Annotated in this window: 21 protein-coding genes; all 21 read left to right on the top strand. The window is 59.0% G+C overall.

Annotation, left to right across the window (positions count from 1 at the left end):
• The first annotated feature begins 23 nt into the window (after positions 1 to 23).
• The 21 genes from tssK to CQ041_RS20080 all read left to right on the top strand — a co-directional run bounded on the left by tssK (position 24) and on the right by CQ041_RS20080 (position 26,701).
• Complete coding sequence (gene tssK, locus CQ041_RS20170) at positions 24 to 1,379, top strand: type VI secretion system baseplate subunit TssK (protein WP_105524210.1); 1,356 nt, start codon at positions 24 to 26, stop codon at positions 1,377 to 1,379.
• On the top strand, positions 1,376 to 2,059 hold the full coding sequence (gene tssL, locus CQ041_RS20165; RefSeq protein WP_105524209.1) for a type VI secretion system protein TssL, short form: 684 nt from the start codon (positions 1,376 to 1,378) through the stop codon (positions 2,057 to 2,059). The genes tssK and tssL overlap by 4 nt, the downstream gene beginning before the upstream one ends.
• A 7-nt stretch (positions 2,060 to 2,066) precedes the next feature.
• Positions 2,067 to 3,785 carry an OmpA family protein gene (locus tag CQ041_RS20160; protein ID WP_105524208.1) on the top strand — a complete coding sequence of 573 codons (1,719 nt, stop codon included), beginning with the start codon at positions 2,067 to 2,069 and terminating at the stop codon, positions 3,783 to 3,785.
• A gap of 23 nt (positions 3,786 to 3,808) precedes the next feature.
• Positions 3,809 to 4,300, top strand: coding sequence for an Hcp family type VI secretion system effector (locus CQ041_RS20155; RefSeq protein WP_065952232.1), 492 nt, complete (start codon positions 3,809 to 3,811; stop codon positions 4,298 to 4,300).
• Between the two features lie 155 nt (positions 4,301 to 4,455).
• Positions 4,456 to 7,125 carry a type VI secretion system ATPase TssH gene (tssH, locus tag CQ041_RS20150; protein WP_105524207.1) on the top strand — a complete coding sequence of 890 codons (2,670 nt, stop codon included), beginning with the start codon at positions 4,456 to 4,458 and terminating at the stop codon, positions 7,123 to 7,125.
• Positions 7,126 to 7,127: 2 nt separating this feature from the next.
• Positions 7,128 to 10,070: a type VI secretion system Vgr family protein gene (locus tag CQ041_RS20145; RefSeq protein ID WP_105524206.1), complete on the top strand. Its 2,943-nt coding sequence runs from the start codon at positions 7,128 to 7,130 to the stop codon at positions 10,068 to 10,070.
• Positions 10,067 to 10,471: a hypothetical protein gene (locus tag CQ041_RS26245; RefSeq protein ID WP_146116086.1), complete on the top strand. Its 405-nt coding sequence runs from the start codon at positions 10,067 to 10,069 to the stop codon at positions 10,469 to 10,471. The genes CQ041_RS20145 and CQ041_RS26245 overlap by 4 nt, the downstream gene beginning before the upstream one ends.
• Positions 10,472 to 10,546: 75 nt before the next feature.
• Entirely contained in the window at positions 10,547 to 12,004 is a 1,458-nt protein-coding gene (locus CQ041_RS20140) for a hypothetical protein (protein WP_105524205.1), read from the top strand.
• Position 12,005: 1 nt separating this feature from the next.
• Entirely contained in the window at positions 12,006 to 13,049 is a 1,044-nt protein-coding gene (locus CQ041_RS20135; RefSeq protein ID WP_177429406.1) for a type VI secretion protein ImpA, read from the top strand.
• Positions 13,046 to 13,309, top strand: coding sequence for a PAAR domain-containing protein (locus tag CQ041_RS20130; RefSeq protein ID WP_105524204.1), 264 nt, complete (start codon positions 13,046 to 13,048; stop codon positions 13,307 to 13,309). Before CQ041_RS20135 ends, CQ041_RS20130 begins: the two co-directional genes overlap by 4 nt.
• 3 nt (positions 13,310 to 13,312) lie before the next feature.
• On the top strand, positions 13,313 to 14,545 hold the full coding sequence (locus CQ041_RS20125) for a hypothetical protein (protein WP_231501141.1): 1,233 nt from the start codon (positions 13,313 to 13,315) through the stop codon (positions 14,543 to 14,545).
• 9 nt (positions 14,546 to 14,554) lie between these two features.
• Positions 14,555 to 17,917 carry an ImcF-related family protein gene (locus CQ041_RS20120; protein WP_371923029.1) on the top strand — a complete coding sequence of 1,121 codons (3,363 nt, stop codon included), beginning with the start codon at positions 14,555 to 14,557 and terminating at the stop codon, positions 17,915 to 17,917.
• On the top strand, positions 17,914 to 19,491 hold the full coding sequence (gene tssA, locus CQ041_RS20115) for a type VI secretion system protein TssA (RefSeq protein WP_105524202.1): 1,578 nt from the start codon (positions 17,914 to 17,916) through the stop codon (positions 19,489 to 19,491). Before CQ041_RS20120 ends, tssA begins: the two co-directional genes overlap by 4 nt.
• 24 nt (positions 19,492 to 19,515) lie before the next feature.
• On the top strand, positions 19,516 to 21,285 hold the full coding sequence (gene tssF, locus CQ041_RS20110; RefSeq protein ID WP_105524201.1) for a type VI secretion system baseplate subunit TssF: 1,770 nt from the start codon (positions 19,516 to 19,518) through the stop codon (positions 21,283 to 21,285).
• The gene (gene tssG, locus CQ041_RS20105) at positions 21,249 to 22,346 is read left to right on the top strand and encodes a type VI secretion system baseplate subunit TssG (RefSeq protein ID WP_105524200.1); all 1,098 of its coding nucleotides are present in this window, start codon (positions 21,249 to 21,251) and stop codon (positions 22,344 to 22,346) included. The genes tssF and tssG overlap by 37 nt, the downstream gene beginning before the upstream one ends.
• Positions 22,327 to 22,851, top strand: a complete 525-nt coding sequence (gene tssJ, locus CQ041_RS20100) for a type VI secretion system lipoprotein TssJ (RefSeq protein ID WP_105524199.1) — start codon at positions 22,327 to 22,329, stop codon at positions 22,849 to 22,851. Before tssG ends, tssJ begins: the two co-directional genes overlap by 20 nt.
• A gap of 3 nt (positions 22,852 to 22,854) precedes the next feature.
• Positions 22,855 to 23,295: a type VI secretion system baseplate subunit TssE gene (tssE, locus tag CQ041_RS20095; protein WP_105524198.1), complete on the top strand. Its 441-nt coding sequence runs from the start codon at positions 22,855 to 22,857 to the stop codon at positions 23,293 to 23,295.
• 23 nt (positions 23,296 to 23,318) lie between these two features.
• Positions 23,319 to 23,582: a type VI secretion system ImpA family N-terminal domain-containing protein gene (locus CQ041_RS26895; RefSeq protein ID WP_308701340.1), complete on the top strand. Its 264-nt coding sequence runs from the start codon at positions 23,319 to 23,321 to the stop codon at positions 23,580 to 23,582.
• Positions 23,516 to 24,442 (top strand): OmpA family protein, encoded by a 927-nt coding sequence (locus CQ041_RS20090; RefSeq protein WP_371923028.1) that lies wholly within the window; start codon positions 23,516 to 23,518, stop codon positions 24,440 to 24,442. Before CQ041_RS26895 ends, CQ041_RS20090 begins: the two co-directional genes overlap by 67 nt.
• A 461-nt stretch (positions 24,443 to 24,903) precedes the next feature.
• Complete coding sequence (locus tag CQ041_RS20085; RefSeq protein ID WP_034105497.1) at positions 24,904 to 25,329, top strand: VOC family protein; 426 nt, start codon at positions 24,904 to 24,906, stop codon at positions 25,327 to 25,329.
• A 112-nt stretch (positions 25,330 to 25,441) separates the two neighbouring features.
• Positions 25,442 to 26,701: a cation:dicarboxylate symporter family transporter gene (locus CQ041_RS20080; protein WP_105524197.1), complete on the top strand. Its 1,260-nt coding sequence runs from the start codon at positions 25,442 to 25,444 to the stop codon at positions 26,699 to 26,701.
• Positions 26,702 to 26,783: the final 82 nt, after the last annotated feature.

Below are 26,783 nucleotides of genomic sequence, written 5' to 3'. Positions count from 1 at the left end.
TTCAGTCGTAGGGAAACGATGCCATGAAGATCGATCGCCCTCTATGGGCCGCCGGGGCGTTGCTGTGTCCGCAGCAATTCCAGCAGCAGGCGCGCTGGGAGGCTTGGACTAACGAGCGACTCGCTCAACTGACCCTGTCGCACCCTTGGGGTGTCCAGGCCGTTGAGTTTGACCCGGAGGCGTTGCGACTGGGCAAACTCAAGGCGACTCAACTGCGCATGCGAATGCCAGATGGCACGTGGATTGACACTGAGCAGGTGGACCGTCTGCCTCCTGCCTTGGAGTTGGCGCAGTTGCTGGCTGACGACGATCAGGAGGCTTTGTTGCTTTTGGCCTTGCCGCTGGAGCAGGCCAACGGCAACAACTGCCTATTTGAGGGTGGCAGAGTTGATCGGCCGATGCGCTATCGCCAGTCGTGGCGCGAGGTACAAGACGTCTATGCAGATGAGGTTCAGTCCATTGGTGTGATGGAGCACGCACTGAGCCTGCGCCTGCATCGCGATGACAATGCCGATTACCTGACCTGCCCAATCGCGCGCCTGGTGCGTGATGGGCAGGGCGCTTGGAGCCTCGATCCGGCCTATGTTCCACCGCTGCTGAGTTTCGCTGCTCATGCGGGGTTGTTGAGCCAGTTGGACAACCTGTTGACACAGCTATCGGCCAAGCGGCAACGGCTTATGGGCATGCGCCGCGAAAGCAACCAGCGCATGGCCGACTTTGCTGTGGCTGATGTATCGCTGTTCTGGTTGCTTAATGCCTTGAATACCTATCAGCCGGTATTGGAGGATCTTCAGGCGTTTCCCGCACGGCACCCCGAGCAGGTCTATCAGCAGTTGATAAAGCTGGCAGGCAGTCTGCTGACGTTCTCACTGGAGCACGATATCGACAAGATTCCAGCCTACCGGCACGAGTCTTTGGGGGCGGTGTTCCCGCCATTGATGCACACCATTTCCTTGCTGCTGGAAGCCAGCCTGCCGTCGCGGGTCATTGCTTTGGAGCTGGAGGAGCATGGCGCCAATCGTTGGCAGGTCACGTTGAATGATCCTCGTCTGCGCGAGCGTGACGGCGCTGACTTTTACCTATCTGTGCGCTGCCGACTACCGGCGGCGCAGTTGCAGGATCAATTCCCACGTCTGTGCAAAATCGGTACGCCGGACGAGGTCAATTACCTGGTCAACGCGGCGCTTGACGGTGTTCCGCTGCAATCCCTAAGCCATGTACCGGCGGCGATTCCATTGCGTCTGGAAAACCAGTATTTCGCGCTGGACCTTGATCACTCCAAGGGGCGGGCGGTGCTGGACGAAGGGGTATGCGCTTTCTATGTGCCAAGTACCTTGGCCGACGTGAAGCTTGAACTGTTTGCGGTGCTGCGCTCATGAACCTGACGGCTTCCAAAGAACACACAGCAAAGGCTGTGGATATTGATGCGCTGTTGCAGGACACCTACCTGTTGGTGGTCGAATTGCGCCAGGGCGCCTCCGTGCCGCGCAGCCAGGACCTGTCGCAACTTTGTGTTGAGCAGGTTGAACACGTTCGGCAGCAGTTGAAACTGGCGGGCCTGAGCCAACGCAGCATAGACCACATCAGTCATGCTCAGTGCGCGTTGTTGGATGAAACCGTACTCACTTGCGCCGACGGTGACGCGCACGCCTCCTGGGCCAGTGAACCATTGCAGACCAAGTTCTTCAATCGCCATCAGGCGGGCGAGTTTCTGTACGAGGACATGCGCGACGTCTTGCGCGAGCCTGCGCCCGATCGGCAGGTGCTGACGGCCTTTCAACGGGTACTGATGTTGGGGTTTCGTGGGCGCTATCGTGATCTGAGTGATCCCGAGCGTGAGCAGTTATTGGTTGACCTCAGTGCACGGATCACCCCACTTCAGGTCAGTCAAAGCCTGATAACGCAGGCGAACGGCCGTGAGCTGATCGCAGGCCTGGCTTGGCTGCGATCACCTCTGGTCCATGTAGTGGCCGTAGGGATGTTGCTTGCGGCCACATGGTGGGGATTGGATTACCTATTGAGCGGCGCAATTGCCTCGCTCTTGCCTGATCAGGTGTGAGGGCCAGATGACCTTCAACCTGTATCGAATACTTTACCTGTGGGCAGGGGCACTGGTCCTTGCTTTGCTGGTCATCATTCCGCTCGCGATATGGCTACGTACCCTCGGCGTGTTCATCGCGGTGTGTTGTGTAGCGTGGGCCTGGCTATCGCTGCGTCGCCGTGTCGAACGCCAGCGCGGGTCGGTGCGGCTGGCCGATAACATGGCCTTGCCTGCGGCGTCGTTCCGTCACCCTGTAGTGCTGGTCTGCGGTGATGGCCTGGAGGGCCTATTTGGCACTGTTCCAGCCGAGCATTTGGCCCTGCGTGTCACCGAGCAAGGTTGCTATGTGCGCGTGCCCAGCCTGAAGCAGCTGCCGACCGTCACCGATAGCGTCCTGGCCTTGCGCCCAGGCTGGGGTGGGCAACTTGGCGTGATGTTCACCGTCAACCCCGGCGCCCATAGCGATGGCGCCGTCCTCGCCGGTCAACTGCGCGCCTTCAATCACCAGTTGGCCTTGGCACGCAAGCGCGGTATTGCGCTGCCGCTGTTGTTGGTGAGCTACCTGCAAACCTTGCAGGGCGAGGAGCCTTGGTTCGGTTGGAACAACGGCCAGGCCGACGTCCGTGTGCGTGATGCGGGTGCTTGCGTCAGCTTGGATGAGTGGCAGCAGCAAACCACTGGCTCGTTCATACAGGCGGCCCGGATGCACGCGAGCATACAGCTGAACAGCGTTGTGGCCTGGCTGCATGACGCCGTGCTGCCACACCTCGGCACTCGCAGCTCTCCAGGTTTGACTACGGCCTGCGCCGTCAAGTTGGTACCGGCATTGCCTCATGCCGTAAAAGGGAGCCTGTGGCAGCAATGGTTGCGCAGTAGAGTGGCGCTCACTGACCACAGGCATCCCGTGACGGATGCGGTCTTACCGTTCCCGGACGCTTTGCTCAGCCTGCTCCCCCTCGGCCCGCTGCGCTCCCCGGTGCACCGCGCAAGCATCGCTGCCCTGTGGTTGTTCACCGTCGCAGGTGTAGTCGCACTCGCAAGCTCGGCGTGGCAGAACACCTTGTTGGTGCGTCAGGTCAGTGACGATGTACGGCGCTATGCGGCCATTCCACAGCCGACCCAGCGTGAGCAGCGCGAGTTTCTTTGGCGTGAAGACGCCGTGACCGTCCTTCGCCAGGACGCCCAGCGCCTGGACGCTTACTACCGGCACGGCGTGCCCTTGGCATTCGGCCTGGGCCTGTACCGCGGCGAACGCCTGCGCGCGCCGCTGCTGGCAGTGCTGGCCGCGCATGTTGAGCCACCGTCGACCACACCGCCCACGCGAATTGCCAACCCCGTACGGCTGGACAGCCTGTCGCTGTTCGCTACCGGCAGTGCCCAGCTCATGCCGGATTCGACCAAAGTCCTGATCAATGCTCTGGTCGGCATTAAGGCGCAGCCAGGCTGGCTGATCGTGATCGCCGGGCATACCGACGCTACCGGCGACTCGCATAACAACCTTCGACTATCTCACGCCCGCGCCGCCGCCGTGCATGCCTGGATGCAGCAGATGGGCGGCATGCCCGACAGCTGTTTTGCGGTGCAGGGCTTCGGCGCCAGCCAGCCGATCGCCAGTAACGACACCGAAGCGGGGCGTGCAGCCAATCGCCGCGTAGATATCCGTCTGGTACCGGAGGCAGGGGCGTGTGTGCTCTCTACCGCGGAGCCGGACAGGCAACCCCCTGTCGCATCCCGCGACAGTTAAATTTCCAGGAAAAGGAGCTTCACATGGCAATTCCCGTTTACCTCTGGCTGCAAGACGACGGCGGCGCAAGCATCAAAGGTTCGGTGGACGTGCAAAAGCGAGAAGGCAGCATCGAAGTGGTTGCCCAGGACCACAGCCTGTACATCCCCACCGACAACAACACCGGCAAGTTGACCGGCACGCGCGTACACACCCCGTTTCTGTTTTCCAAGGAAATCGATTCGTCCAGCCCTTACCTTTACAAGGCGGTGACCACCGGGCAAACCCTCAAGAGTGCTGAGTTCAAGTGGTATCGCATCGACGACGCCGGGGAAGAAGTCGAGTATTTCATCACCAAACTGGAAAACGTCAAGGTGGTGAAAGTCGCACCGAAAATGCACGACGTCAAAGACCCAGCCAAAGAGAAGCACAACCACCTGGAGCAGGTCGAGTTGCGTTACGAGAAGGTCACCTGGACCTACAAGGACGGCAACATCATCCACTCCGATTCGTGGAACGAACGCCAAAGCGCGTGATACGCATGGGGCCGCAGGCGTGCTTTCGCCTGCTGGCTGCCGGTGTGCTGGGTTGAGCGTCCGTTCGCGGGCGTTCAGCCAAACACATCGAGTTGCAGAACCCCGGCTGGTTTTATCGACGACACACCCAGATCCCCGAACAAGGATGTAACCGTATGGCACCCAATTCCACTCGCTTGCTTCGCCGCCTCAACCCCTACTGCGCCCAGGCATTGAGTGCAGCGGCCTCGCTGTGCCAAAACCGGGCGCACGCGCAGATCACCATTGAACCCTGGCTGCTCAAGTTGCTGGGACAGGGGGACGGTGACCTGACCGTGATCGCGCGTCGTTACGAATGGAATATGGAGACGCTGTGGTACGGGCTGCTGGAGCATATCGACCGTCTGCCACGAAGCGTACAGAGCAAGCCGCAGCTGTCGAAGCCATTGCAGCAACTGATCAAAAACGCCTGGTTGCGGGCCTCGCTGGACGACAACAACGACAGCCTGCGTTCCGTACACTTGCTGAGCGCGTTGATGGAAACGCCCAGCTTGCTGGTGTGTGAAGCCGCTTGGCCTTTGCTCAGCCTCAGTGAGGCTCAGTTGCAGCGCCTCTTGGTGCTGTTGGATCAATCGTCCGAGGAACGCCCCGAGGTGCAAGCTTCAGCTGCGTCGGGCAGTCCCGAAACGTCTTCAGGTGAGCTCGCCATACTCCCACCCAGCGCAACGAAAAAAGTGGAGGCGTTGCAGGCGGTATTGGACAGGTTCACCCATGACCTCACAGCCAAGGCAGCGCAAGGGCAGATCGACCCGGTGTTTGGCCGTGACGACGAAGTCCGCCAGGTCATCGACATCCTCAGCCGCCGTCGTAAAAACAACCCGATTCTGGTGGGCGAGCCCGGTGTCGGCAAAACAGCACTGGTCGAAGGCTTGGCGTTGAGCATCGCCCACGGCATGGTGCCGGACAGTCTCAAATCGGTCAGTGTACGCACCCTTGACCTGGGGTTGTTGCAAGCTGGCGCAGGCGTCAAAGGCGAGTTTGAACAACGGCTGAAAAACGTGATCGACGCCGTGCAACAGTCCGAACAACCGGTGCTGTTGTTCATTGACGAAGCCCACACCCTGATCGGCGCCGGCAACCAGGCTGGCGGCGCCGACGCAGCCAACCTGCTCAAGCCCGCCTTGGCCCGTGGTGAATTGCGCACCATCGCTGCGACCACCTGGAGCGAGTACAAGCAGTATTTCGAGCGCGACGCGGCCTTGGAAAGGCGCTTCCAGATGGTCAAGGTCGATGAGCCGGACGATGCCAGCGCCAGCCTGATGTTGCGCGGCCTCAAAGGGCGCTACGCCACCCACCATGGCGTGCACATTCAGGATGCGGCCGTGCAGGCTGCGGTCAGCCTGTCGCGGCGCTACCTCACCGGTCGCCAACTGCCGGACAAAGCCGTCGACCTGCTGGATACCGCCAGCGCCCGAGTGCGTATGAGCCTGGACTGCGAACCGCAGGCGTTGATCCGCCTGAGTGCCCGGCAAGTGGCCCTGGAACTGGAGGGCCAAGCCCTGGAACAGGATCAGCGCCTTGGCGGGCATGGCGCCGATGAGCGTCTGGCGGTGATCGCCGCCCAACATGCCGAGCTGCAACGCCAATACATCGGTCTGGAGCAGCAGTATCGGCAAGAACTTGACCTGACCCAGCAACTGATCGATGCGCGTCAAACGCAGCCGCTGCAGCGGGAGACCTGCGAGGAACTGCAACGACAGTTGAGCGATGTCCAAGGCAACCAGCCGCTCCTGTCGCTGGATGTCGACGCGCGTAGCGTGGCCGAAGTCATTGCCGATTGGACCGGGGTGCCACTGGGCAGCTTGCTCAAGGATGAACAGGCCAATCTGCTGATGCTGGAGCAGCAGTTAGGCGAGCGTGTCATCGGGCAGGCGTCGGCCCTGAGCGCCATGGCCCAGCGCCTGCGGGCGGCCAAAACCGGCCTCACCGATGACAAGGCGCCGCTGGGCGTGTTCCTGCTGGTCGGCACCAGCGGCGTGGGCAAGACCGAAACCGCCCTGGCCCTGGCGGACAGCCTGTTCGGTGGCGAAAAATCGCTGATCACCCTCAACTTTTCCGAGTACCAGGAAGCCCATACCGTCAGCCAACTCAAAGGCTCACCGCCCGGCTATGTCGGTTACGGCCAGGGTGGTGTGCTCACCGAAGCCGTGCGTCAACGGCCCTACAGCGTCGTGCTGCTCGACGAAGTGGAAAAGGCCCATCGTGACGTGCTGAATGTGTTCTACCAGGTCTTCGATCGCGGCTTCATGCGCGATGGTGAAGGGCGCGAGATCGACTTTCGCAACACCATCATTCTCATGACTTCCAACCTCGGCAGCGACCTGCTGCAAACCTGTGTGCATGAACAACCGGATGCACCGGACAGCGTGCTGCATGAACTGCTGCGCCCCATCCTGCGCGAGCATTTCCAACCCGCGTTGCTGGCACGCTTTCAAACCCTGATCTACCGCCCGCTGCAAGCCGATGCACTCAAGTGCATCGTGGCGATCAAACTGGCCCAGGTCGCCAAGCGCCTGCAACGCCATTACGGCCTGGCGTGCCAGATTGACGACGCCCTGAATGACGCACTGGTTGCCGCCTGCCTGCTGCCCGATTCCGGTGCCCGCAACATCGACAGCCTGCTCAACGAGCAAATCCTGCCCGTACTCAGTCAACAGCTGCTGGAACGCCGCGCGGCGCAGCAACGCACCCACGGCGTGAGGCTCGGCTACAGCGACGATGACGGTATCAGCCTGCATTTCACCGATGTTCAAGACACGGCTCAGCCCGTCGCCCTGGAGGTGTGAGCATGTCCAGCGGATTGCAAAACTTCTTCGACCATAGCCGGCACACCCTAAGTGTGCGCAATGTCCAGGCAAGGCTCGATGTTCTGGCCTTTGAGGGTCAAGAACACCTGAGCCAACCCTTCAGCTATCGCGTGGAATTCACCAGCACCGAGCGTGAGCTGGCTGCGGAAAGTATGCTCGGCCAGGGCGCCAGTTTCAGCCTGCACGCCGCACCGCAAAAGCTGCCGGTCGCCGGGCTCAGCGCACCGGAGGTCAAACCGCTGCGCACCCTGCAGGGTGTGGTCACCGGTTTCAAACGCCAGTCTGGCTCCAACGACCAGGCCACCTATGCGATCACCCTGCAGCCACGCCTGGCCCTGCTCGGTCGCGGCCGGCAGTTCCGTATCTACCAGCACCAATCAGTGCCGGAGATAGTCGAGAGCATTCTGCGTAACCGCCACGGTTTGGAAGGCCAGGACTTTCTGTTCAGCCTAAAGCGTGAATACCCCAAGCGCGAACAGGTCATGCAATACGGCGAAAGCGACCTGGCCTTTATTGCCCGCCTGCTGGCCGAGGTTGGCATCTGGTACCGCTTTACCAGCGACGAACGCCTGGGCATTGATGTGGTGGAGTTCTGCGACGATCAACGCCTCTATCAGTTCGACATCGAGCTGCCCCTTCGCCCGCAATCCGGGCTGGGCAGCAGCGGCCAGGATGCGGTTTGGCAACTGCAATCGAGCCACGCCGTGGTCGAACAGCAGGTGCATTTTCGCGCCTACCAGCACCGCGATGCCAGCGCCCACCTGAGTGGTGAAATCGACCAGAGCCGGGGCGCGACCACCACCTACGGCGAGGCTTATCACTATGCCGAACCCTACCGCGTACTCGGCGATGCGCAGTCCCAGGACGAAGACCTGGAAGGCGAAAGTGGCTACTTCTATGCGCGCCTGCGCCACGAACGCTACCTGAACGGGCAGACCCAACTCAGCGGCATCAGCAGCAGCGCCACCCTGGCGCCGGGCCAAGTGCTCAAGGTCTCCGGCGGCGCGCCCCAGGCCTTCACGCCCGGCGCGGTGATCACCGGCCTGACCACCAAAGCTGCCCGCGACCAAAGTTTCGAGGCCACTTTTCAGGCCATGCCCTATTCAGAAACCGTTTGCTTTCGTCCGGCCGTGCCCGCCAAACCACAAATCGCCGGCACCGTCCCAGCGCGCGTCACCAGCCCACAGGCCAACGACCCCTACGCCCATATCGACCTGGAAGGGCGCTACCGGGTGAATTTCCTGTTCGATCGCGACAGCTGGAAGGCCGGTGAAGAAAGCATGTGGCTACGCCTGGCCCGGCCCTACGCCGGCGACACCCATGGCCTGCATTTACCGCTGATTGCAGGCACCGAAGTGGCGGTGGCCTTCGAGCAGGGCGACCCGGACCGGCCCTACATCGCCCATGCCCTGCACGACAGCCAGCATGTGGACCACGTTACCCTGCGCAACGACAAGCGCAACGTGCTGCGCACCCCGGCTAACAACAAACTGCGCATGGACGACACCCGCGGGCAGGAGCACCTCAAGCTCAGCACCGAACACAGCGGCAAGAGCCAGCTCAACCTCGGCCATCTGGTCGATGCCGAGCGCCAACCCCGCGGGGAGGGCGCGGAACTGCGCACCGATGGGCATGCGGCCATTCGTGCCGGGAGAGGGATTTTCATCAGTGCTGATAAACAGTCGAAAGCGCAAGGGGAAATGCTCAGTATGCGTGAGGCCTTGGCGCAATTGGAGGAGGCACTCCAGCGCGTGCGGGGATTGGCGAGCAATGCCGCAGCTGCCGGAGCTCTCGAGGCTGACGTTATGGTGCCGGAGCAACTCAAGGATGTATTAGGGCAACTGAAGGAGTCCGGCCTTCTCGTCTCCGCTCCTGCGGGCATAGCCTTGGTAACTCCGGAAAATTTACAGTTGGCTGCGGGACAGACCTTTAGTGCAGTGAACAACAACACCGACTTTAGTGTGGTTAAGCGTTTTACGATAACAGCAGGCCAAGCTATTGGATTATTCGCCAAAAAGCTGGGGCTGAATTTCGTTGCTAATCAGGGGGCTGTTTCAATCCAGGCGCAGAATGATCGAATGGAGCTGTTGTCTCGCCAAGGGCTGGATATCAGCAGCACCCAAGACGAAATAAGAATTACTGCTAAAAAGAAAATAACTATTAGCTCGGGTGGTAACTACATCACCATCGACCCGTATCGTATTGAAATAGGCTCGCCTGGTGAAGTTGAGATCAAGTCTCCTAACTTTGATTACATTCAAGCAGTAGGGCAGTTGGATGAGACGCTCCCTTTTCTGGCTGGACCTTTAGGTGATGAGCCGAACACGCTGATTTTAAACTTGTACGATAGAGTGGCAAAACCGATAGCAGGCGTGCCTTACGTTGTGACTTTCGAGAACGGCCAGGTCTTGCAAGGAAAGTTGGATGAGCAAGGTCATGCGATACACAGTCCTGTACCGGATAGTCCAGCGAGCGTGCAATACCAGCTTCCTGAGCCCGAGCTCGATCAGCCTTGGCCTTCCTATACGTTGCTTCAGGCGGCACTAGTGCCGGAAGGCACAAATGTAAGCCCACGTGGGGCAGGCAAATGGGTGACTCAAGAAGTCGATTACCACGGTGGGCGTAATGTCGGACAGATGTTCCTTAATCGCTTGACCTCTATGGGAGATACAGGCCGAGTATTTGGTTCGGACGGTAAGGACTATGAGCGCACTAAGCGCACTATGATTCAAGTGTGGCAGCCACTGGGAGAAGAAGAGCAGCACCTTGCCGAGACGTCTGCTATACGCCAGTACGGGGAGCAGCGTCGCATCGAACAAACATATCTGGAAGGTAATGACAGTTGGCAGGCGTCAGGTAAGTCTTGGTATTGGCAGCCACCTACAGCTGATACGGTCTACGAGCAAAATGGAGCGCAATTGTGAGTATCTCGCGAGCAAATGTATTGCGGGTATGGGGTGGTTTGGACATTTTCTATGTGCTCTGGTACAGCTTGAGTAGTTGGAAAGAGGGGCGTCTCCCATACCTGACAGATCTATCTCATGTGATTGGATTGGGCGATCAACTTGGTGGATTACTGATGGGGATGGGGCTTCTTTCTTGGGGACTGCAAATATCAATTGTACTAAGTGGGGTGTTATTTGTTTGCGGCTATAGGTCTGCACGGTATCTCGCATTTGCACAAATCCCGTTTCGCGTTCTCTTTCTCTATCCATCAGTTTGGCTGTTGTTAGTGGTGGCGGGCTATTTGCCCGGTCTGTTGGTAGCTGCTTTTGTGGTTGGGTCTGAAGCGCTTAAAGCCTGGAGTTTGTGGAAGCGAGCCTGATGTACATTAATTTGACGTCCTCAAGTGAATGACGGCGTCAATGTGTTCTATGTCTACTGTGATAGTGGTAAACGCATGAATCAGGAATTGCAAAATGCCTTAGCGTTCTATCAGGCTCCTCCGCAGGATGCGCCTTCAGGTCTCAAGGCGATGTGGCTCTGGTTTTGGGAGACTTTGCAAGGAGATTTTCACGAGAATCCAAGTACTGCACAGGTGGTCACTGGCACTTTGATTTTTATGATTCCACTCGTGGATCAAATAGGTGACGTGCGTGATTTGATTGCGAATTGTCGAAAGGTAAGCAAGGAAAGTGACGACACTTGGGCATGGGTGGCCTTGATACTTACGCTGATTGGCTTGATTCCGTCATTGGGCTCTTTGCTAAAAGGGTGTTTTAAGGTTCTATTTTTGTACCTGCGCAAGTATCTTTTTAAAACACTAAAACCGGTACGGCGCCTGGATGTTTCTGTACTCGATCAGGTGATGGTGTTGCTGAGGCAGCATTTGGATAATCCAGCAGTTCGGAAAACCTTAGCATGGATGAAGATTAATAATCCCTATCACTATCTGGCTGGAAAATTGGATGAAGTTAAATCCAGCCTGACAGTGAAAGAGCTGCTGGCGGGATTGGATGAGATCATGCGCGTCACACGCGAAATGTTTGATTCGGTTGTGAAGTGGGGGCCGGACTCATTAAAGGCGCCAGTAGAACGAATGTGGGCAATGCTCGTTGACGTTCGGGGGAAGGCCTCTGATGGTATAACAAAGGCGTTAGAGCCAGCGCAGAATTATGTAGATCAGATCATCAACCGCTTACGCGTAGAAGGCGATAACGCCTATCGCGCCCGACCGGGAAACAATGCGCATGTGTTAGGGAGTCGTGCGGATGCTGAGCTTGAACTGATGAGGCGGGAACAGCCGGATTGGGTGGATAAAGTTACGAAGGCGAAATACCCTGCCCTTGAAGTATTGCCGCCGGATGCCGTGAATAGGATTAACGCTGGCTGGCCGGATATTAGCGAAACATCCAAGCATAAAGGGTTGGAAAACGCCTTTAGAACTTTCGACGCATCATTGGAAGCATCTGAGATCTTACCAGGAGCCCGTCTATATCGTGTGGTAGACCCCAGTTCCGGCGACAACAGTATTTGCTGGATGCGCGAAGCTGAGTTTCAGGCGTTGAAGACCAAAAGCCAGTGGCGGCGAGAATATGCAGTTTGGAAGCACTGGAACGAGAATGGTGAATACGTCCTTTATACCGTGCCGCCCGGCAAATCCCTCAAGGTTTGGGAGGGGCGAGCAGGAACCCAAGAACTGAAAGCTGACCCCCGCTACAAATTGGAGGGCGGTCGTCAGCAGATCGTTCTGAATCCGTATGAGCTTGATCCAAAATTCGTCAGTGCCCGGAAAAGGACCGGCTGGAGCTACGACGATGGTACTGCCAGCCCCGATCTTGACCCCATAAAACCCTTCTTGGGTTTGCCCGATCTGACCCATAAGTGGCGTATGCCTGAACCCAATAAGGAGCACTGAAATGGCCGTTCTACACCCCCTCGAATGCTACCTGCTGGAAACCTTCAGCTCTGCCGAACACTTCGCAGCTACCCGTGACGCAATCATCGAATGGATTGATGCGCACGAAGCCGCCTACGCTCGTTTACAAAGCAATCTCGACCCCCGCCAGCGTAGCAAGCCGCAATGGCAACAAGGTGATGTGGTCTGGGGTAGCCGTGTGCTGCCCAATATCCGTCCTGATCGTGACTTTTACATCAATGCCTATATCCAGCGCACCCATAACGACCCCTTGGCCTTCAATGCCGGGCGTGCAATGAGGTCCAACACTCGAGGTATTCGTGAATGCTGGTCCGACTGGATGACCGAGGAGGAGGAAAGAATCATTTCACTGACGGAAAAGAGGGCGACCAAACTTGATGAGCGACTTGGGTCCACTGCCAGAGGAGATTGGAGTGAAGGTGCATTGACGTATAACGGTCAAGGTTGCCTGTATCAGGTTGAGGAGTTACCCCGCCGCATTCCTCGTTATGAACTTGACCCACGCGTTCGCTTAGAAATAGATCAACCTGCAGCGCAAATAGGTATTTATTTGCCCGATGTGGAGTTTGCGGCAGCTTGTCTGTTGTACCCAAACAGTTTCGAAGGCGGTATTGAAGCGAGGCAAGGCCTTAGGCGCAGCGATTTTGTGAGTGATACAGGCAAACGTGCCTATGACTGGAAGGAAACTCGTTGGGTCGAAACCGGCTGGACGCTTATCCGCCGTGTGGAAGGTGAATTTATCGAAGTGCCAGAGCGAGGCTTCTTTCCTCGCGGGGAACCGGAGGAGTTGTATTCCTGGCCCGAGCGCGAAGCGCAGTTTATTTGCCGGGATGGCGCTTTTATCACCAGGCTGTCAGGTGAACCTGCGCCATACACGGGTAAATGGTCAATGTTCGGCCGCCAAGGGTTTGAATATATCGATCTGCAACAAGGTCAACATCTGCCACACAAGCACGAACAGTTAGTGACGTGGACGCTGATTTCACGGGCCGATGGTGGGTCGTGCATGGAGTTTCACCAATGAAGGGAGTTATCAGGATCGGCGATACAAACACCGGCGGTGGTACGGTGCTATCCGGTTCCTCAGGGATGCGATTTGGCGGTATCGGTGCCGCACGGGTAGGTGATCCGGTCAGTTGTCCAGTACCTGGCCACGGTCGCACAGTGATTGCCGAGGGGCATCCGACTTTTCGGGACAACGGTGTCTCGGTAGCTTTTCACGGGCATTTATGCGTCTGTGGCTGCGCCTTGATGTCGTCTTTGCCCAATGCGGCAGCGAGCTGAATCGTGCCGGTCAAACTGGACAAAATCCCTCCTCTTATGATCGCACCCGCAGCGCCGCGTGTGTGGCGTTGGCTGCTTTTGCTGGGCCTATTGTTGCTATTGGGACTGGCGCTGACAGTGTGGTTGGCAGGTGACATTTTTACTCATCAGCCAAATAGATTTTGGTTGATAGCATTGGGTGTGCCGTTTGGAATTTGGTGTGCGTTGAGCGTAGTACGTGCTGCGCTATATCTCGGTAAGTGTTCTGTGGTTGATGCTTGGAATGACGAGCGCGAAACGGATCATATGCAAAAAGTGCGTAGGGGACGCCGATCCCAACAAGTGTTGGCGGTTAGCCTGTATACCGCATTGCGTGAGCAGGGGGCAGAAAGCCGCGAGGTGCAGCGGGATGGGTTGCACAAGGGCACGAAAGTGTTGAATGTCCAGCCTGATTGGCTGGTCAGTAAAGAGAGGATTCGCCACAGTCGCTTGCCACCTGAGCAAGGTGAGTCACCTGAAATATTACTGCGCCGAGTCTTGCGGCAGGTGCTGATTGATATCGCCAAGGTGCTGAAGCAACTACCAGAGGATAAGCCGCTGGCGTTGTTGTTGGATATGAGCAGCAGCATTCCCGAAAGAAACTTGAGCGAGCTGTGGCAGGAGGCCTGGTCTGAGTCTGGCATTCGACAGGCAGTCACACGAATTGAAGGCACCGGTTTGTCAGTAGTCGATGCTTGGCTGGATGCACGCGTTAACGATCAGGCGTTATTGCTAGTGGTGGCGTTTCAGGTTGCTCCTGCTGTAGCACAAGACACTGCTGAAGCAGTGGTGGGGTTGTTACTTGGCAATCGTAGAACTCAAACCCTGCTGGAGCCGAAGGCTTATCTGCATCGTCCTGAACAGGAGCGTGAACCAACCTCTGAGAGTTTGCTCTACGCAACCAGCCAAGCTCTTGGTTGGGTTCCGGTTCAGGCATTGTCGATTGGGCATGCCTGGGTTGTGGGAGCCGATCCTGCTCGCAGGGCGGCGATCACGATGGCAATTGCTGCAGCGCCTTTGCTCGCAGAACACAAACAAGGCTTACATGACCTGGATGCCTGTTTGGGTAATCCGCAGTGCGCGGCGCCCTGGGTAGCGATAGCTGTTGCGGTGGAATTAATTCGCGGAGAAGACAAGCCGCACTTCATCTTCAGTGGAGATAGCACCGCCGGATCGCGGCTTTGGTGCTCGGTGGTCATGCCACCCTCTATGAGCTAGGGAAATCTGATGAACAGTCGTCGTTCGAGATGGTGGTGGGGTTTTGTTGGTTTGGTGTTGGTGGTAGCTATATCAGTATGCTTGCTAGTGTGGTGGTCGCCCGAACTGTTAGGTATGCGTCTTGGGCGAGATGAGCAAACTACTTGGTGGTCAGTAACCGTAGGGGTGACTCTTTTAGTACTGGCAATGCTGGGTGGTTTTCAATTGATGGTACGCAGGGTTGTCGGCTCGTCGTATCAGCAAGCCATTGGCGACGATCTGAACACTCCAGCTTTAACGCCTTCAAAAGGAAATGTCCTTCCATGGGAAAAGCTGCTCATAGATCTGAGCGAACACCATGGCTTCTTCTGGCGGCGCAAAGTTCGACTCTTGTTGGTGGTCGGTGAACCAGAGCAGATCGAGGCGATTGCCCCAGGGTTGAGCGAGCAGCGTTGGCTGGAAGGGCAAAACACCGTGCTGCTGTGGGCCGGCAGCGTCCAAGGTGAACCCCAAGACGCGTTGCTTTTGCAGTGGCGTGGCCTGTGCCGCAGGCGTGCACTTAATGGGGTGGTCTGGGCATTGAGCAAAGACCAATGCACCGATGCCGCGGCCATGAGCGCCGGTGCCCGTCGCCTGCAAAACCTGGCCCGTGCGTTGCGTTGGCAGTTGCGGTTGCACCTGTGGCAGGTGGGCGACAGTGCATGGTCTCAGGATGAGCGCGATAGCCAACCCGTGGGCTGCCTGCTGCCGTCACGTGTCACCCCCCTGATTCTAGAAAACAGTCTGGATAGCTTGCTCGACCCCTTGCGCTGCGCGGGCCTGGCGCAAATGCACGTTGCCGTGACCCATGACTTCCTCCTGCGGCTGTCCCGCGATTTGCAGGCTGAGGGCATTGCCCGTTGGCGCCAGGTACTGATGCCGCTATTGGGCGAGTTTTCCAGCGGTGTACCGTTGCGCGGCCTATGGTTCAGTCTCCCGGTGCCGCGTATCGAGAGCACGCTTGAACACTTTTGGCCGGTGAATACGGCCTGGCAAGGCGTTCTCAACGATAAAGCGGCCAGTGGCCGTCGATTGGGCTGGGGCGCACACCGAATCACCTATGCGCTGGCCTTGGGATTGGCCGTGCTGTGGGGCGCCGGACTGCTGCTGTCTTTCGTCAGCAATCGCGCGCAGATCGCCCAGATACATACCTCACTTGCTGCCCTGCAACATTCCTCGCAAGTTGACGAACAACTCCAGGCCCTCAATGAATTGGTTCGCGAGCTGGCGCGCCTGGATGATCGCGTCCAAGGCGGCGCTCCGTGGTACCAACGCTTCGGCTTGAACCAAAATCAAGCACTGCTTGAAACGCTGTGGCCACGTTATGTCGAGGCCAACAACCGCCTGATCCGCGACCCGGCCGCCGCAACACTGAGCCAACAGCTCAACGCGCTGGTCAGGCTGGCCCCGGACAGCCCCGAGCGTGCTGAACGTGCCCGTGATGCCTACGCCCAGCTCAAAGCCTATTTGATGATGGCGCGCCCGGAAAAAGCCGATGCCAGCCTCTTGGTCACAACCCTGAGCGACGTTGAGCCTACACCCACAGGCGTATCACCAGGGCTTTGGCAAAGCCTGGCGCCCAACCTGTGGCGGTTCTATGGCGAACACCTGACCGCAAACCCGGCCTGGCGCATCCAGGCCGACCCCAGGTTGGTCGCGCAAGTTCGGCAGGTACTGCTCGGCCAGTTGGGCCAACGCAATGCTGAGGCCAGCCTGTACCAACAAGTGCTCAATGAGGTCGCCAATCACTACCCGGAGTTGGGCCTTCACCAACTGGTGGGTGACACCGATGCCTTGGCCCTGTTCTCCACCGATGCCAGCGTGCCGGGTGTATTCACCCGCCAGGCCTGGGAGGGCCAGGTGCGCCAAGCCATCGACGAGATCGCCGAGGCCCGCCGCGAGGAAATCGACTGGGTACTCAGCGATAAGCCCACCGACATCGACACCCGCTTGAGCCCGGACCAGCTCCGCGAGCGTCTTACCGAACGGTACTTTCAGGACTACGCCATTGTCTGGCTGGATCTGCTCAACAGCCTGCGCTGGCAGGAGGCCGGGAGCCTCGCCGAAGTGATTGACCAGTTGACGCTGATGAGTGATGTGCGCCAATCCCCACTGATTGCGCTGATGAATACCGTGGCCTATCACGGTAAGGCGGGCACTCGAACCCAGGCGCTGGCCGACTCGCTCATGAAGTCCGCACAAAAGCTGATCGGGCAGGACAAGGCCCCGCTGATCGACCAACTGGCCCACCTACCCAACAGCCCCTTGGACGCGACCTTCGGCCCGTTGCTGGCGCTGCTGGGCAAAGGCCCGGAGGGCAAGAACAGCCCTGAAGGCTTGAGCCTCCAGGCATTCCTCACACGGGTAACACGGGTACGCCTCAAGTTGCAGCAAGTCAGCACGGCGGCCGATCCGCTGGAAATGACCCAGGCACTGGCGCAGACCGTGTTTCAAGGCAAGAGCATCGACCTGACCGACACCCAATCCTACGGCAGCCTGATGGCCGCCAGCCTGGGGGCAGAGTGGGGCGGGGCGGCGCAAACGCTGTTCGTGCAGCCGCTGGAACATGCCTGGCAACGCGTCTTGCAACCGTCTGCCGCTGGGATCAACAGCCAGTGGCAACGCTCGATCGTCAGCCATTGGGACGATGCTTTCGCCAGCCGCTACCCGTTTACAGCCACTGCCAGCGATGCGTCCTTACCGATGCTGGGCCAGATGATCCGCGCAGACTCCGGCCGCATCGAGCAGTTTTTGCAGCGGCAGTTGAGTGGCGTGTTGCGCAAGGAAGGTAACCGTTGGGTGGCCGATCCCCGCCACAGCCAAGGCTTGCGCTTCAACCCGCAATTTCTCACTGCCATCAATCAACTCAGCGACCTGGCCGATGTGCTCTACACCGATGGGGGTATGGGGCTGAGCTTTGAGCTGCAAGGCAAGCCCGTGCGCGATGTGGTGCAAACCACCTTCATCCTCAACGGCGACAAGCACCAGTACTTCAACCAAAAGGAGAGCTGGCAGCGGTTCAACTGGCCGGGGCGTAGTGACTATCCCGGCGTCAGCCTGAGTTGGACCAGCCTGCTGGCCGGCGAGCGGTTGTTCGGCGATTACCCCGGCACCTGGGGTCTGATCCGTTTGCTGGAAAAAGCCAAGGTCACGCCATTGGACGACGGGGACAGCCGCTATCGCATGGTGCTCAAGGCCCCCGACGGCTTGAACCTGATTTGGTACCTGCGGACCGAGTTGAATGCCGGGCCATTGGCGTTGCTCAAACTGAGGGACTTCAAGTTGCCCCCGCAGATATTTCTTAGCGAGAACGCCGCCGAAACGCCTTATGCGCAGAAGGGGAGTTTCCCATGAGCCTGCGCACCGTGATCGCCCGCTGCCTGGGAGAACGCGACGCGCTGTCCGTCGCCCGCGAGCAAGCCGCCCACTGGCAACCCTGGATGCACCCCATCAGCACCGACTCTCCCGTCGGCGAAGACCCTGGCTACGATGATGACTTCCAGCGCATGCGTGAAGAGGTCAACAAGCTCTCCGGTGCCGATGCTGAGCAGGTTGCCCAACTGGCGGAAAAGCTGCTGATTCATAACTGCAAGGACCTGCGCGTTGCCACCTATTACCTGTGGGCACGCTTACACAAGGACGGTGAAGTCGGCTTGGCCGATGGCCTCAGCCTGCTGGCCGCGCTGGTGGAACGCTTCGCCGACGCGGTGCTGCCTATCCGCCCCAACAGCCGCAAGATGGCCCTGGAATGGTTGGCCGGCGGCAAGGTGCTGGACACGCTGTCGCTGTACCCGGAAGTGGTCAAGGCCGAGGCCGAGCGCACTGCCGCAGCACTCGCCTGGCTGGAGCGCGGGCTGGGTGCGTGGCCGCAGGATCAGCGTCCAAATTTGGAACCCCTGTATGCCGCCCTGTCCGCGAGATTGGCGCAGTCCGGTGGCATGGACGCCTTGGTGCCGCAAAATACTGCCAGCCATGAAGCGACTGCACAGGCGCCAGCGCCGCAGATCAAGTCCGGGCGCGACCTGTTGGACAGCGGCCGGGCCTTGGCGGGGTACCTGCGTGACCAACCTTTGGGCTGGCTGGCGGCTCATCGTCTGATGAAGAGCTTGCGTTGGGACACGGTGCATCAGGCCCCACCGCAAGATACGAACAACAATACGCGCCTGACGCCACCGCGCAGTGACTACCGGGCACAGCTCAAACGTTTGTACCTGCAACAGAGCTGGACGGAGTTGATCGAGCAGGTCGAGCGGATCTATGCCGAGGGCGTGAATCATTTCTGGCTAGACTTGCAGTGGTATTTGTATCAGGCGCTGAGCAAACAACCCGCGCCGCAGGATCGCTGGGCCGATATCGCCAAGCGTGACCTGGGCATGTTCCTTGAGCGCCTGCCGGGTCTGGACGTGCTGTGCTGGAGCGACGGCAGCCCCTTCGCCGATGAGACCACCCGCGAGTGGATTGCCCAGCACGTCAGCGGCAACCAGCCCCAGCAATGGTTACCTGTACCCTCGGCGGCACCGGCCACTGGCGATACCGACATCCTGTCCCTGGAAGGCGAGGCCGTGGCCCAGGCTGACAGCGACGGCGTGGATCAGGCACTGGCCTGGCTGGCCGCACGCCCCGGTATCCACACCGGGCGCCAACGCTGGTTGCTGCGCCTGTTGATGGCGCGCGTTGCCGAGCAGTATGCCAAAAGCGATCTGGCCATCCACCTGTTGGCCGAACTGGACGCCACGGCGCAACGCCAGGCCTTGGCCGAGTGGGAGCCCGAGCTGAACTTCGAGGTCAAGGCGCGCCTGCTCAAACTGCTGCGGGCGAAAGCCCAGCGCAATGATGCTGACAAACCCACCCTGGCGCGGCGCATGGAAACCTTGCTGGCGGCGCTGGTAGCCATTGATCCGGTACGCGCCGCAGTGCTTTGCGGCTAACCCTCCTACATCAGGATTCTTTCTGTGAGCATGGACAATCTGACACTGCGCTATTTCGATGCCGAGATGCGCTACCTGCGCGAGGCCGGCAAGGAGTTCGCGGACGCGTTCCCGGATCGGGCCGCGCAGCTCAACCTGGACAAACCGGGCGCACAGGATCCCTATGTGGAGCGCCTGTTCGAGGGCTTCGCATTCCTGATGGGCCGCCTGCGGGAGAAGCTCGACGATGACCTGCCGGAGTTGACCGAGGGGCTGGTCAGCCTGTTGTGGCCGCATTACTTGCGCACCATTCCATCCCTGTCGGTGGTCGAATTGGCGCCTGAACTGGCGCAGATGAAGCGCAGCGAGCTGATCGCCCAGGGCTTTGAGGTGCTGTCGCAACCCATTGGGCCGCAACGCACCCGTTGCCGTTACACCACCACCCAGGACGTGACCCTGCGACCGTTGGCGTTGGAATCGGTGGGGCGCGGTCATGAAATAGATGGTCGCTCGGTGTTGCGCCTGCGCTTTGCCAGTGGGGCGTTGACGGACTGGAGCCTGATCGACCTCAGCCGTTTGCCGCTGTACCTGAATGCCGATGCGCCGCTGGCCAGTGCGTTGCATCAGGCGCTGACCCTGAATGCGCAAGCGATGTATGTGCGCTGGCCCGGCCAGACCGAACGCCAGCCACTGACCGCGCATTTTGCGCCCAAGGGGTTTGCCGATGAAGACCGGCTGTGGCCCAAGGGGGATAGCGCCTTCAGCGGTTACCAGCTGTTGTTGGAGTATTTCAGTTTTCGTGAAAAATTCATGTTCGTGACCTTGTGTGGCTTGGAGCAGTTGAAAATTGCACCCGGTACCGCCTGGTTCGAGCTTGAAGTGGTGTTGCGTGAACCTTGGCCGGCCAACTTCGACTTGAACAGCGAACACATCCGCCTGCACGCCGTACCGGTAATCAATTTGTTTGCGCTGGAGGCCGACCCGCTGACCCTGGCTCCCTTGCAAACCGACTATCTCCTGCGTCCCATGCGCCTGCAGGACGGCCATACCGAGATCTATTCGGTGGACCGGGTCACTGCGTCGAGGAACGCCGAACGCCAGGACTATGTGCCGTTCACCAGCTTTCGCCACAAGGGCGGCATGCTGCGCGACGAGGCCCCGGAACGCTACTTTCATACACGCCTGAAGCGTGCAGCGAATGGCCTGCATGACACCTGGCTGATTCTGGGCGGCGAGGGCTTCGACAAGGACCGCCTGCGCGAGCGTGAAAGCCTGTCGTTGCGCTTGACCGGCACTCACGGCCAGTTGCCGCGCAAGGCGCTGCAAAGCACCTTGCTCGATACGGTGGTGCAGTCCACCCAGTCCGGTTTGCGCGTGCGCAACCTGTGTGCGCCGACCTTGCCGTGCTACCCGCCGAACCGCGACCGCTTTCACTGGCGGGTGCTCAGTCACCTCGGCTCGAACTTCCTGCCGATGCTCGACAATGCCGAGGTGCTGCGAGGCACCTTGGCGCTGTACGACTGGACCGGCAGTGAACTCAATCGCCGTCGCCTGGCGGCGATTGTCGAGGTCAAACATCATTTGGTGCAGCGTTTCGAGAAAGGCTTTCTGCTGCGCGGGGTGGATATCGAAATCACCCTGGATGCCAATGGCTTCTCAGGGGAGGGCGACATCAGCCTGTTCGGCGAGATGCTCAATCGCTTCTTCTCTTTGTATGCCGACATTCATTTGTACACCCAGCTCACGCTGATCCTGCAACCTACTGGAAAGTGCCTGCGATGGAACGAGAACCACAGTCAGCGAATTCCCGGCTGAAAGCCGGCGGTCTGCTCGACGCTCTGCAGGACCAAGTGGCCGAGGCCAACCTGTACCGCTTTTGCCAGTTGCTGGAACAGGCTTTGCCCGGTCACCCGCCCTTGGGCAGCACCGCGCACCCGGCCGATGACGCGGTGCGCTTTCGGCCCGATCCGGGCATGGGCTTTCCGGCCAGCGAGTTGAAGTCGATTGAAACCGATGGCGCTCATCCGGAACGACCGGCGACGATACGCACGCGTCTGCTCGGGTTGTACGGGGTCGACTCGCCGATGCCGACGGTGTTTCTGGATGACATCGCGCAGCGCCGGGAAGGGCATGAAGCGTTGGAAGCCTTCCTGGATATTTTCAACCACCGGATATTCACCCAGTTCTACCGTATCTGGCGCAAGTACTCCTACCCGGCGACGTTCGAAGCCGGCGGCACCGATGCCACCTCGCAATGCCTGTTGGGCCTGATCGGCCTGGGCATTCCGGGCACCGCCCAGCAGATCGCCACGCCGGTCTCGCGCTTTTTGGCCCTGCTCAGTGTGATGCGCCTGCCCACGCGCAATGCTGAAGGCATCACCGCGCTGGTCAATTTGCTGGCCCCCAACACCCAGGCGCAGGTGACCCCGCATTGGCCGCTGAGAATTGCGCTGGAACAGCCGGCCAGCCTTTCCCGCCAACGTCCAGTGAGTTTGTCCCAGGGGACGCCGTTGGGCAGCGTCGGCTTTGATGCCAACAGCCAACTGCGGCTGACGCTCTACACCGAAGACACGCAGGAAGCCGGCGGATGGTTGCCTGGTGGCGAGTTGTACAGCGATCTGCTGGTGCTGCTACGCGTGTACCTCGGGTGGCGCTGCACGGCGAAACTGCAGTTGTCATTGCCATTGCACAGCCTGCCCGCACCGGTGTTGGGGCAAGCACCCATTCGGCTCGGCATGACCGGGGTGCTGGGTTTGGGCAGCGATGCTTGGCAGGTGGCGGAAAACGACACTCTCACGATCAACCTAGGCCGCTACCAAGGCCTTTCGATTAATCCCCACAACAGGGAAACACAGCATGTTGCGTACCCTTTTTAGTCTGGTGATGTTCGCGGCCCTCGGCGGGTGTGGTCTGGCCCAGACCGTCGCGGATGGCACGGCATCCACCGCCAAGGCGATCTTCTACAAGCAGGTGAAAACCCTGCACCTGGATTTCAGTGCACGCACGGCGCTCAACACCGCCGCCACGGACATGAGCGCCTTGTCGGTGCCGACCCTGGTGCGGGTGTACCAATTGCGCGACAGCAAGGCTGTGGAGCAGGCAACCTACGACGGGCTGCTGGGCGATGACAATCAACTGCTGGCGAGCGCGTTGTTGGACAAACGCTCGGTGGTGGTGAAACCCGAAGAGGGCGCACAGTTGAACGTACCGATGGACAAGGACGCGCAGTTCGTCACGGTGGTGGCGTTGTTTCGCAGCCCCGATACCCAATTGAACACCTGGCGCTTGACGTTGACCCGTGATGATCTGGACCCGGACCGGGCGCGGGTCATCGAGCTGGGGGATAACCGCTTGACCCTGCGGCCCTTGGCCAAGGACTGAACCATGACCGAGTACAACCCCTCACTGTACGAAATGCTGCTGCAAAATTTTGACGGTGAGTTGGACCTGCATCGCGTCAGCGAGGAGGACCAGCATGCCCTGTCGGTGCTGGACAACCTGCAGCGCATCCTCAATAGCCGCGCCGGTGCGCTCAGCCATCTGCCCGATTACGGGCTGCCGGACATGGGCCTGATCCTGCAGGGGCTGCCCGCCACAGCCCACGGCTTGATCGGCACCATGAGCGCCACCTTGCTCAAGTACGAACCGCGTCTGGCAGCGGTCGCCATCGAACTGCAGCCGCAGACGCTGCCGGGGCACCTGGAGTATGCGTTGGATGCGCAACTCAAAGATGGGCAGCACGTGAGCTTTGGCACCACGCTGGCGCCCGAAGGAAAAGTGCTGGTACGCCACTTGAAGCGACAGCAGTACCTGACCAAGCCTTGAACCTATAACGGAAGGGAAGCCCGATGACGGCGTTGTTTGAGATGCGTATTCGGGTCGGCGGTGATCCCCGCGGCTTCAGTGAATTTACAGTATTGCGCGATGAGCTGGCCAAGCTCAGCCATCCTGCCTGCCCGGATGTTGACTGGGCCAAGGTGGAGCAAAGCTGCCTGGTGCTGTTCCAACACAATGGCGCCGACCTTCAAACCGCCTGTTTTTCACCTTGGCGCGCGGTCAGCGTCATGGGCTGGAGGGCATCACCCAAGGCGTGGTGTTGCTGGAAGCCCTGAGCCGCGAGTGGGCACGCCTGTGGCCACCGATGGCGTCGGTGCGCCTGGACCTGTTGGGGTGGTTGTTCGATCAACTGCAACTGCTGATGCGCAGCATGGCGATGACCGTCCACAGTGTGCCCGCACTGGTTCAACTGGACACCGAACTGGCGCGTTTGCATGCGCGTTTACTCCCTCAGGGCGCTAATCCTCTGCTGACATTGCAGGCTCTGTGCCACCAGGTGGGCAGCCTGATCCAACGCCTTGAACAGAGCTACGCATCGGGCGAAAGGCTGCTGGCGCCCGCTAGGGTGATAACGCCGACATTTGTCACTCCCGTGGTTATTCTGCCGCCCCCTGACGTGGAGCCACGCAGGCGGCGTCTGGTCTTGTGGCTATTTGCTGGGACGCTGACTATCGCCTTGCTCGCGGGACTCGGTTGGCGGACATGGCTGACAAATCAAGCCCCTCCACCCCTCATGCCCGAACCCGTGCGATTGGACAGCCTGTCGCTGTTCGATGCCGGCAGCGCAATCCTGAAGCCAGGCTCGACCAAAGTACTGATCAATGCCCTGGTCGGCATCAAAGCCCAACCGGGCTGGCTGATCGTGATTGCCGGGCACACCGATGCGACCGGAGTTATGGAGCAAAACTTGGCCCTCTCCCACGCCCGTGCCTCAGCCGTGCGCGACTGGATGCAGCAGATGGGCGACATCGCCGACAGTTGTTTTGCGGTGCAGGGCTTGGCGGCCAATCAGCCCATCGCCAGCAATGGGACCGAGGCTGGGCGTACCGCTAATCGGCGTGTGGATATCCAGCTGGTGCCGCAGGTTGGAGCCTGTGAGCAGACCGCCTTGGCGGGGGAGAGTGGGCAATCATAGAGACCCGGCCAGCTTACGAGCCCGTCCCAGGGGCTTAAGCCCTGAATCTACGCTAGGAGTGGAAGGGGACGAAATTGGCTGGAGACGCGAGGTCAAGTATTTAACTGTGGGAATTGAAATTTTATCTCAGTGACAGCGTGATATGTGCTTCGTGGAATTCGATGTTCGTGCAGCGCTTGCCCCTATCAAGGGTCGCGAGTTGCAATAACCGCAATGCGTCACAGGTCAGGGCGCTTCTCGGTTTACCTCAACCTCAGCCATTTTACCGCTGCAATCAGGGTGGGTTGGGAGCAGTAAACAGAGATCGCCGATTAACAAAATAAAATTGTGTTTGTGAAAAATTTATATTGATTTTTTTTAAGGTGGGGCGGCTTTAGCATGACTCCACGTTCAAAAAATCGCCGGGCAACGAGTGCGGTGTCCGGCATCCCAAACCAATAAAAATTGTTATCGGAGTCCTGATGAGTCTTTCTCCTTTCCACCTCGCAATCCCTGTGTATGACCTGGCCGCCACACGTCACTTCTACGGTGAGGTGTTCGGTCTTTCCGAAGGTCGCTCCAGCAACCAGTGGGTCGACTTCGATTTCTACGGCCATCAGTTGGTCATCCATGAGCACCCCAAGACTGCTTCGCAGGAAAGCGTGCACAGTAACCCCGTGGACGGCCACGACGTGCCGGTTCCGCACTTCGGCATCATCCTGGAGTGGGCGCAATGGGAGGCCTTGGCCGAACGTTTGAAAGCGCGTGAGACCCAGTTTGTGATCGAACCCTACATCCGCTTCCAGGGCCAGGTTGGCGAACAGGCCACCATGTTCTTGTTCGACCCGTGCGGCAACGCGCTGGAGTTCAAGGCGTTCAAGGATATGAGCCAGCTCTTCGCTAAATAATAAACACCTGGCGCACGCCAGAGCGTGCGCCAGGTGCACATCAATGAGCTGGAAGCTCATGAATCTAGCTACTGCTTAAAGCAGCCCTTTCAGTCCAACAAAAAGGCTAGACATGAAACGTATCCCCTTAGTTTGGCAAATCGTTGCCGGGCTGTTGCTTGGCGTGCTCGTGGGTTGGTATTTCAATACCCATCCGGAAAATCAAGTCTGGGTCAGTACCGAAATCCTTAAACCGCTCGGAGATATCTTCATCAAGATGATGAAGATGGTCGTCGTGCCGATTGTTTTCTGCTGCATGATCCTCGGCATTGCCGGGGGCGGTGACAACAAATCGTTTGGGCGCATGGGCGCAAAGTCGTTGATCTACTTCTTTGCAATCACCAGCCTCGCCATCGTGCTTGGCTTGTGCTTCGCCAACCTGTTCGAGCCGGGTAAAGGCACTGAAATCACCGGTATCGCCCACAACGCGGCAGCCGTGCATATGGAACCGTCGAAAGGTGCGCTGATCATCCTGCAGAACATCGTGCCCGATAACGTGATTGTCGCGATGTCGGAAGCGAAGTTGCTGTCGGTGCTGTTCTTTGCCGTGCTGCTGGGAATGGCGTTGAACACCTTGCCCAGGGAAAAAAGCGCACCGGTTATTGCGGTGGTGCAGGGCTTCTCCGATGCCATGTTCAAAGTCGTTTCGTTTGTCATGGCCTACGCACCGATCGGTGTATTCGGCATGATCGGCGCCACGGTGGCAACCTTCGGGTTTGCCTCGCTGCTGCCGTTGCTCAAGTTGATCGGCGTGGTGTACCTGGCGCTGATTACCTTTGCTCTGGTGATGCTCGGCGGTATCTGCTACCTGATCGGCGAAAACGTCTTCAAGTTGATCAAGTACTTCCGTGATGAGCTGATTCTGGCGTTCTCCAGTGCAGCCTCTGCGGCCGTCATGCCGCAGTTGATGACCAAGTTGGAAGCCTATGGCGTGCCTCGGCGCATCGTCAGCTTCGTGGTGCCGGTGGGTTATGCGTTCAACCTGGACGGTGCTTCGATCTTCCTCGGTGTGGCGACGATCTTCATTGCCCAACTCTATGGCATCGACCTGTCACTGACTCAGCAGATTTTGCTGGTGGTCACGATGGTGCTGACGTCCAAGGGCGCGGCGGGTGTACCTGGGTTTGCCATCATCATTCTGTCGGCGACCTTGGCATCTGCCGGGCTGCCGCTGGAAGGTGTCGCGTTGATTGCCGGGATTTTCCGGATCATCGACAGCGGCACCACCACCTTGAATGTGCTGGGTAATGCAATTGCACCCCTGGTCATCGCCAAGTGGGAGAAAGCGCCCCTTGAGCGAAAGCGCTCAGTAGGGGGTGAGCAGAACGCTTGATCAGCGAGACACAAGAGCCCTCCACGTTAACCGCGTCGAGGGCTCTTTTTTGGCTCACAAACCAATAAGACGTTGTTGCGTA

Source organism: Pseudomonas sp. MYb60, from assembly GCF_002979555.1.
Taxonomy (GTDB): domain Bacteria; phylum Pseudomonadota; class Gammaproteobacteria; order Pseudomonadales; family Pseudomonadaceae; genus Aquipseudomonas.
This window is presented reverse-complemented; position numbering and strand designations above follow the sequence as displayed.

What these genes read in the sequence shown, in the direction of transcription:
- CQ041_RS26895 (WP_308701340.1), top strand. Translation starts at nt 23,319, where the DNA reads ATGACGGCGTTGTTTGAGATGCGTATTCGGGTCGGCGGTGATCCCCGC.
- CQ041_RS20135 (WP_177429406.1), top strand. Translation starts at nt 12,006, where the DNA reads ATGGCCGTTCTACACCCCCTCGAATGCTACCTGCTGGAAACCTTCAGC.
- tssE (WP_105524198.1), top strand. Translation starts at nt 22,855, where the DNA reads ATGACCGAGTACAACCCCTCACTGTACGAAATGCTGCTGCAAAATTTT.
- tssL (WP_105524209.1), top strand. Translation starts at nt 1,376, where the DNA reads ATGAACCTGACGGCTTCCAAAGAACACACAGCAAAGGCTGTGGATATT.
- CQ041_RS20160 (WP_105524208.1), top strand. Translation starts at nt 2,067, where the DNA reads ATGACCTTCAACCTGTATCGAATACTTTACCTGTGGGCAGGGGCACTG.
- CQ041_RS20085 (WP_034105497.1), top strand. Translation starts at nt 24,904, where the DNA reads ATGAGTCTTTCTCCTTTCCACCTCGCAATCCCTGTGTATGACCTGGCC.
- tssG (WP_105524200.1), top strand. Translation starts at nt 21,249, where the DNA reads ATGGAACGAGAACCACAGTCAGCGAATTCCCGGCTGAAAGCCGGCGGT.
- CQ041_RS20080 (WP_105524197.1), top strand. Translation starts at nt 25,442, where the DNA reads ATGAAACGTATCCCCTTAGTTTGGCAAATCGTTGCCGGGCTGTTGCTT.
- tssH (WP_105524207.1), top strand. Translation starts at nt 4,456, where the DNA reads ATGGCACCCAATTCCACTCGCTTGCTTCGCCGCCTCAACCCCTACTGC.
- CQ041_RS20140 (WP_105524205.1), top strand. Translation starts at nt 10,547, where the DNA reads ATGAATCAGGAATTGCAAAATGCCTTAGCGTTCTATCAGGCTCCTCCG.
- CQ041_RS20120 (WP_371923029.1), top strand. Translation starts at nt 14,555, where the DNA reads ATGAACAGTCGTCGTTCGAGATGGTGGTGGGGTTTTGTTGGTTTGGTG.
- tssJ (WP_105524199.1), top strand. Translation starts at nt 22,327, where the DNA reads ATGTTGCGTACCCTTTTTAGTCTGGTGATGTTCGCGGCCCTCGGCGGG.
- CQ041_RS20155 (WP_065952232.1), top strand. Translation starts at nt 3,809, where the DNA reads ATGGCAATTCCCGTTTACCTCTGGCTGCAAGACGACGGCGGCGCAAGC.
- CQ041_RS20130 (WP_105524204.1), top strand. Translation starts at nt 13,046, where the DNA reads ATGAAGGGAGTTATCAGGATCGGCGATACAAACACCGGCGGTGGTACG.
- tssA (WP_105524202.1), top strand. Translation starts at nt 17,914, where the DNA reads ATGAGCCTGCGCACCGTGATCGCCCGCTGCCTGGGAGAACGCGACGCG.
- tssK (WP_105524210.1), top strand. Translation starts at nt 24, where the DNA reads ATGAAGATCGATCGCCCTCTATGGGCCGCCGGGGCGTTGCTGTGTCCG.
- CQ041_RS20145 (WP_105524206.1), top strand. Translation starts at nt 7,128, where the DNA reads ATGTCCAGCGGATTGCAAAACTTCTTCGACCATAGCCGGCACACCCTA.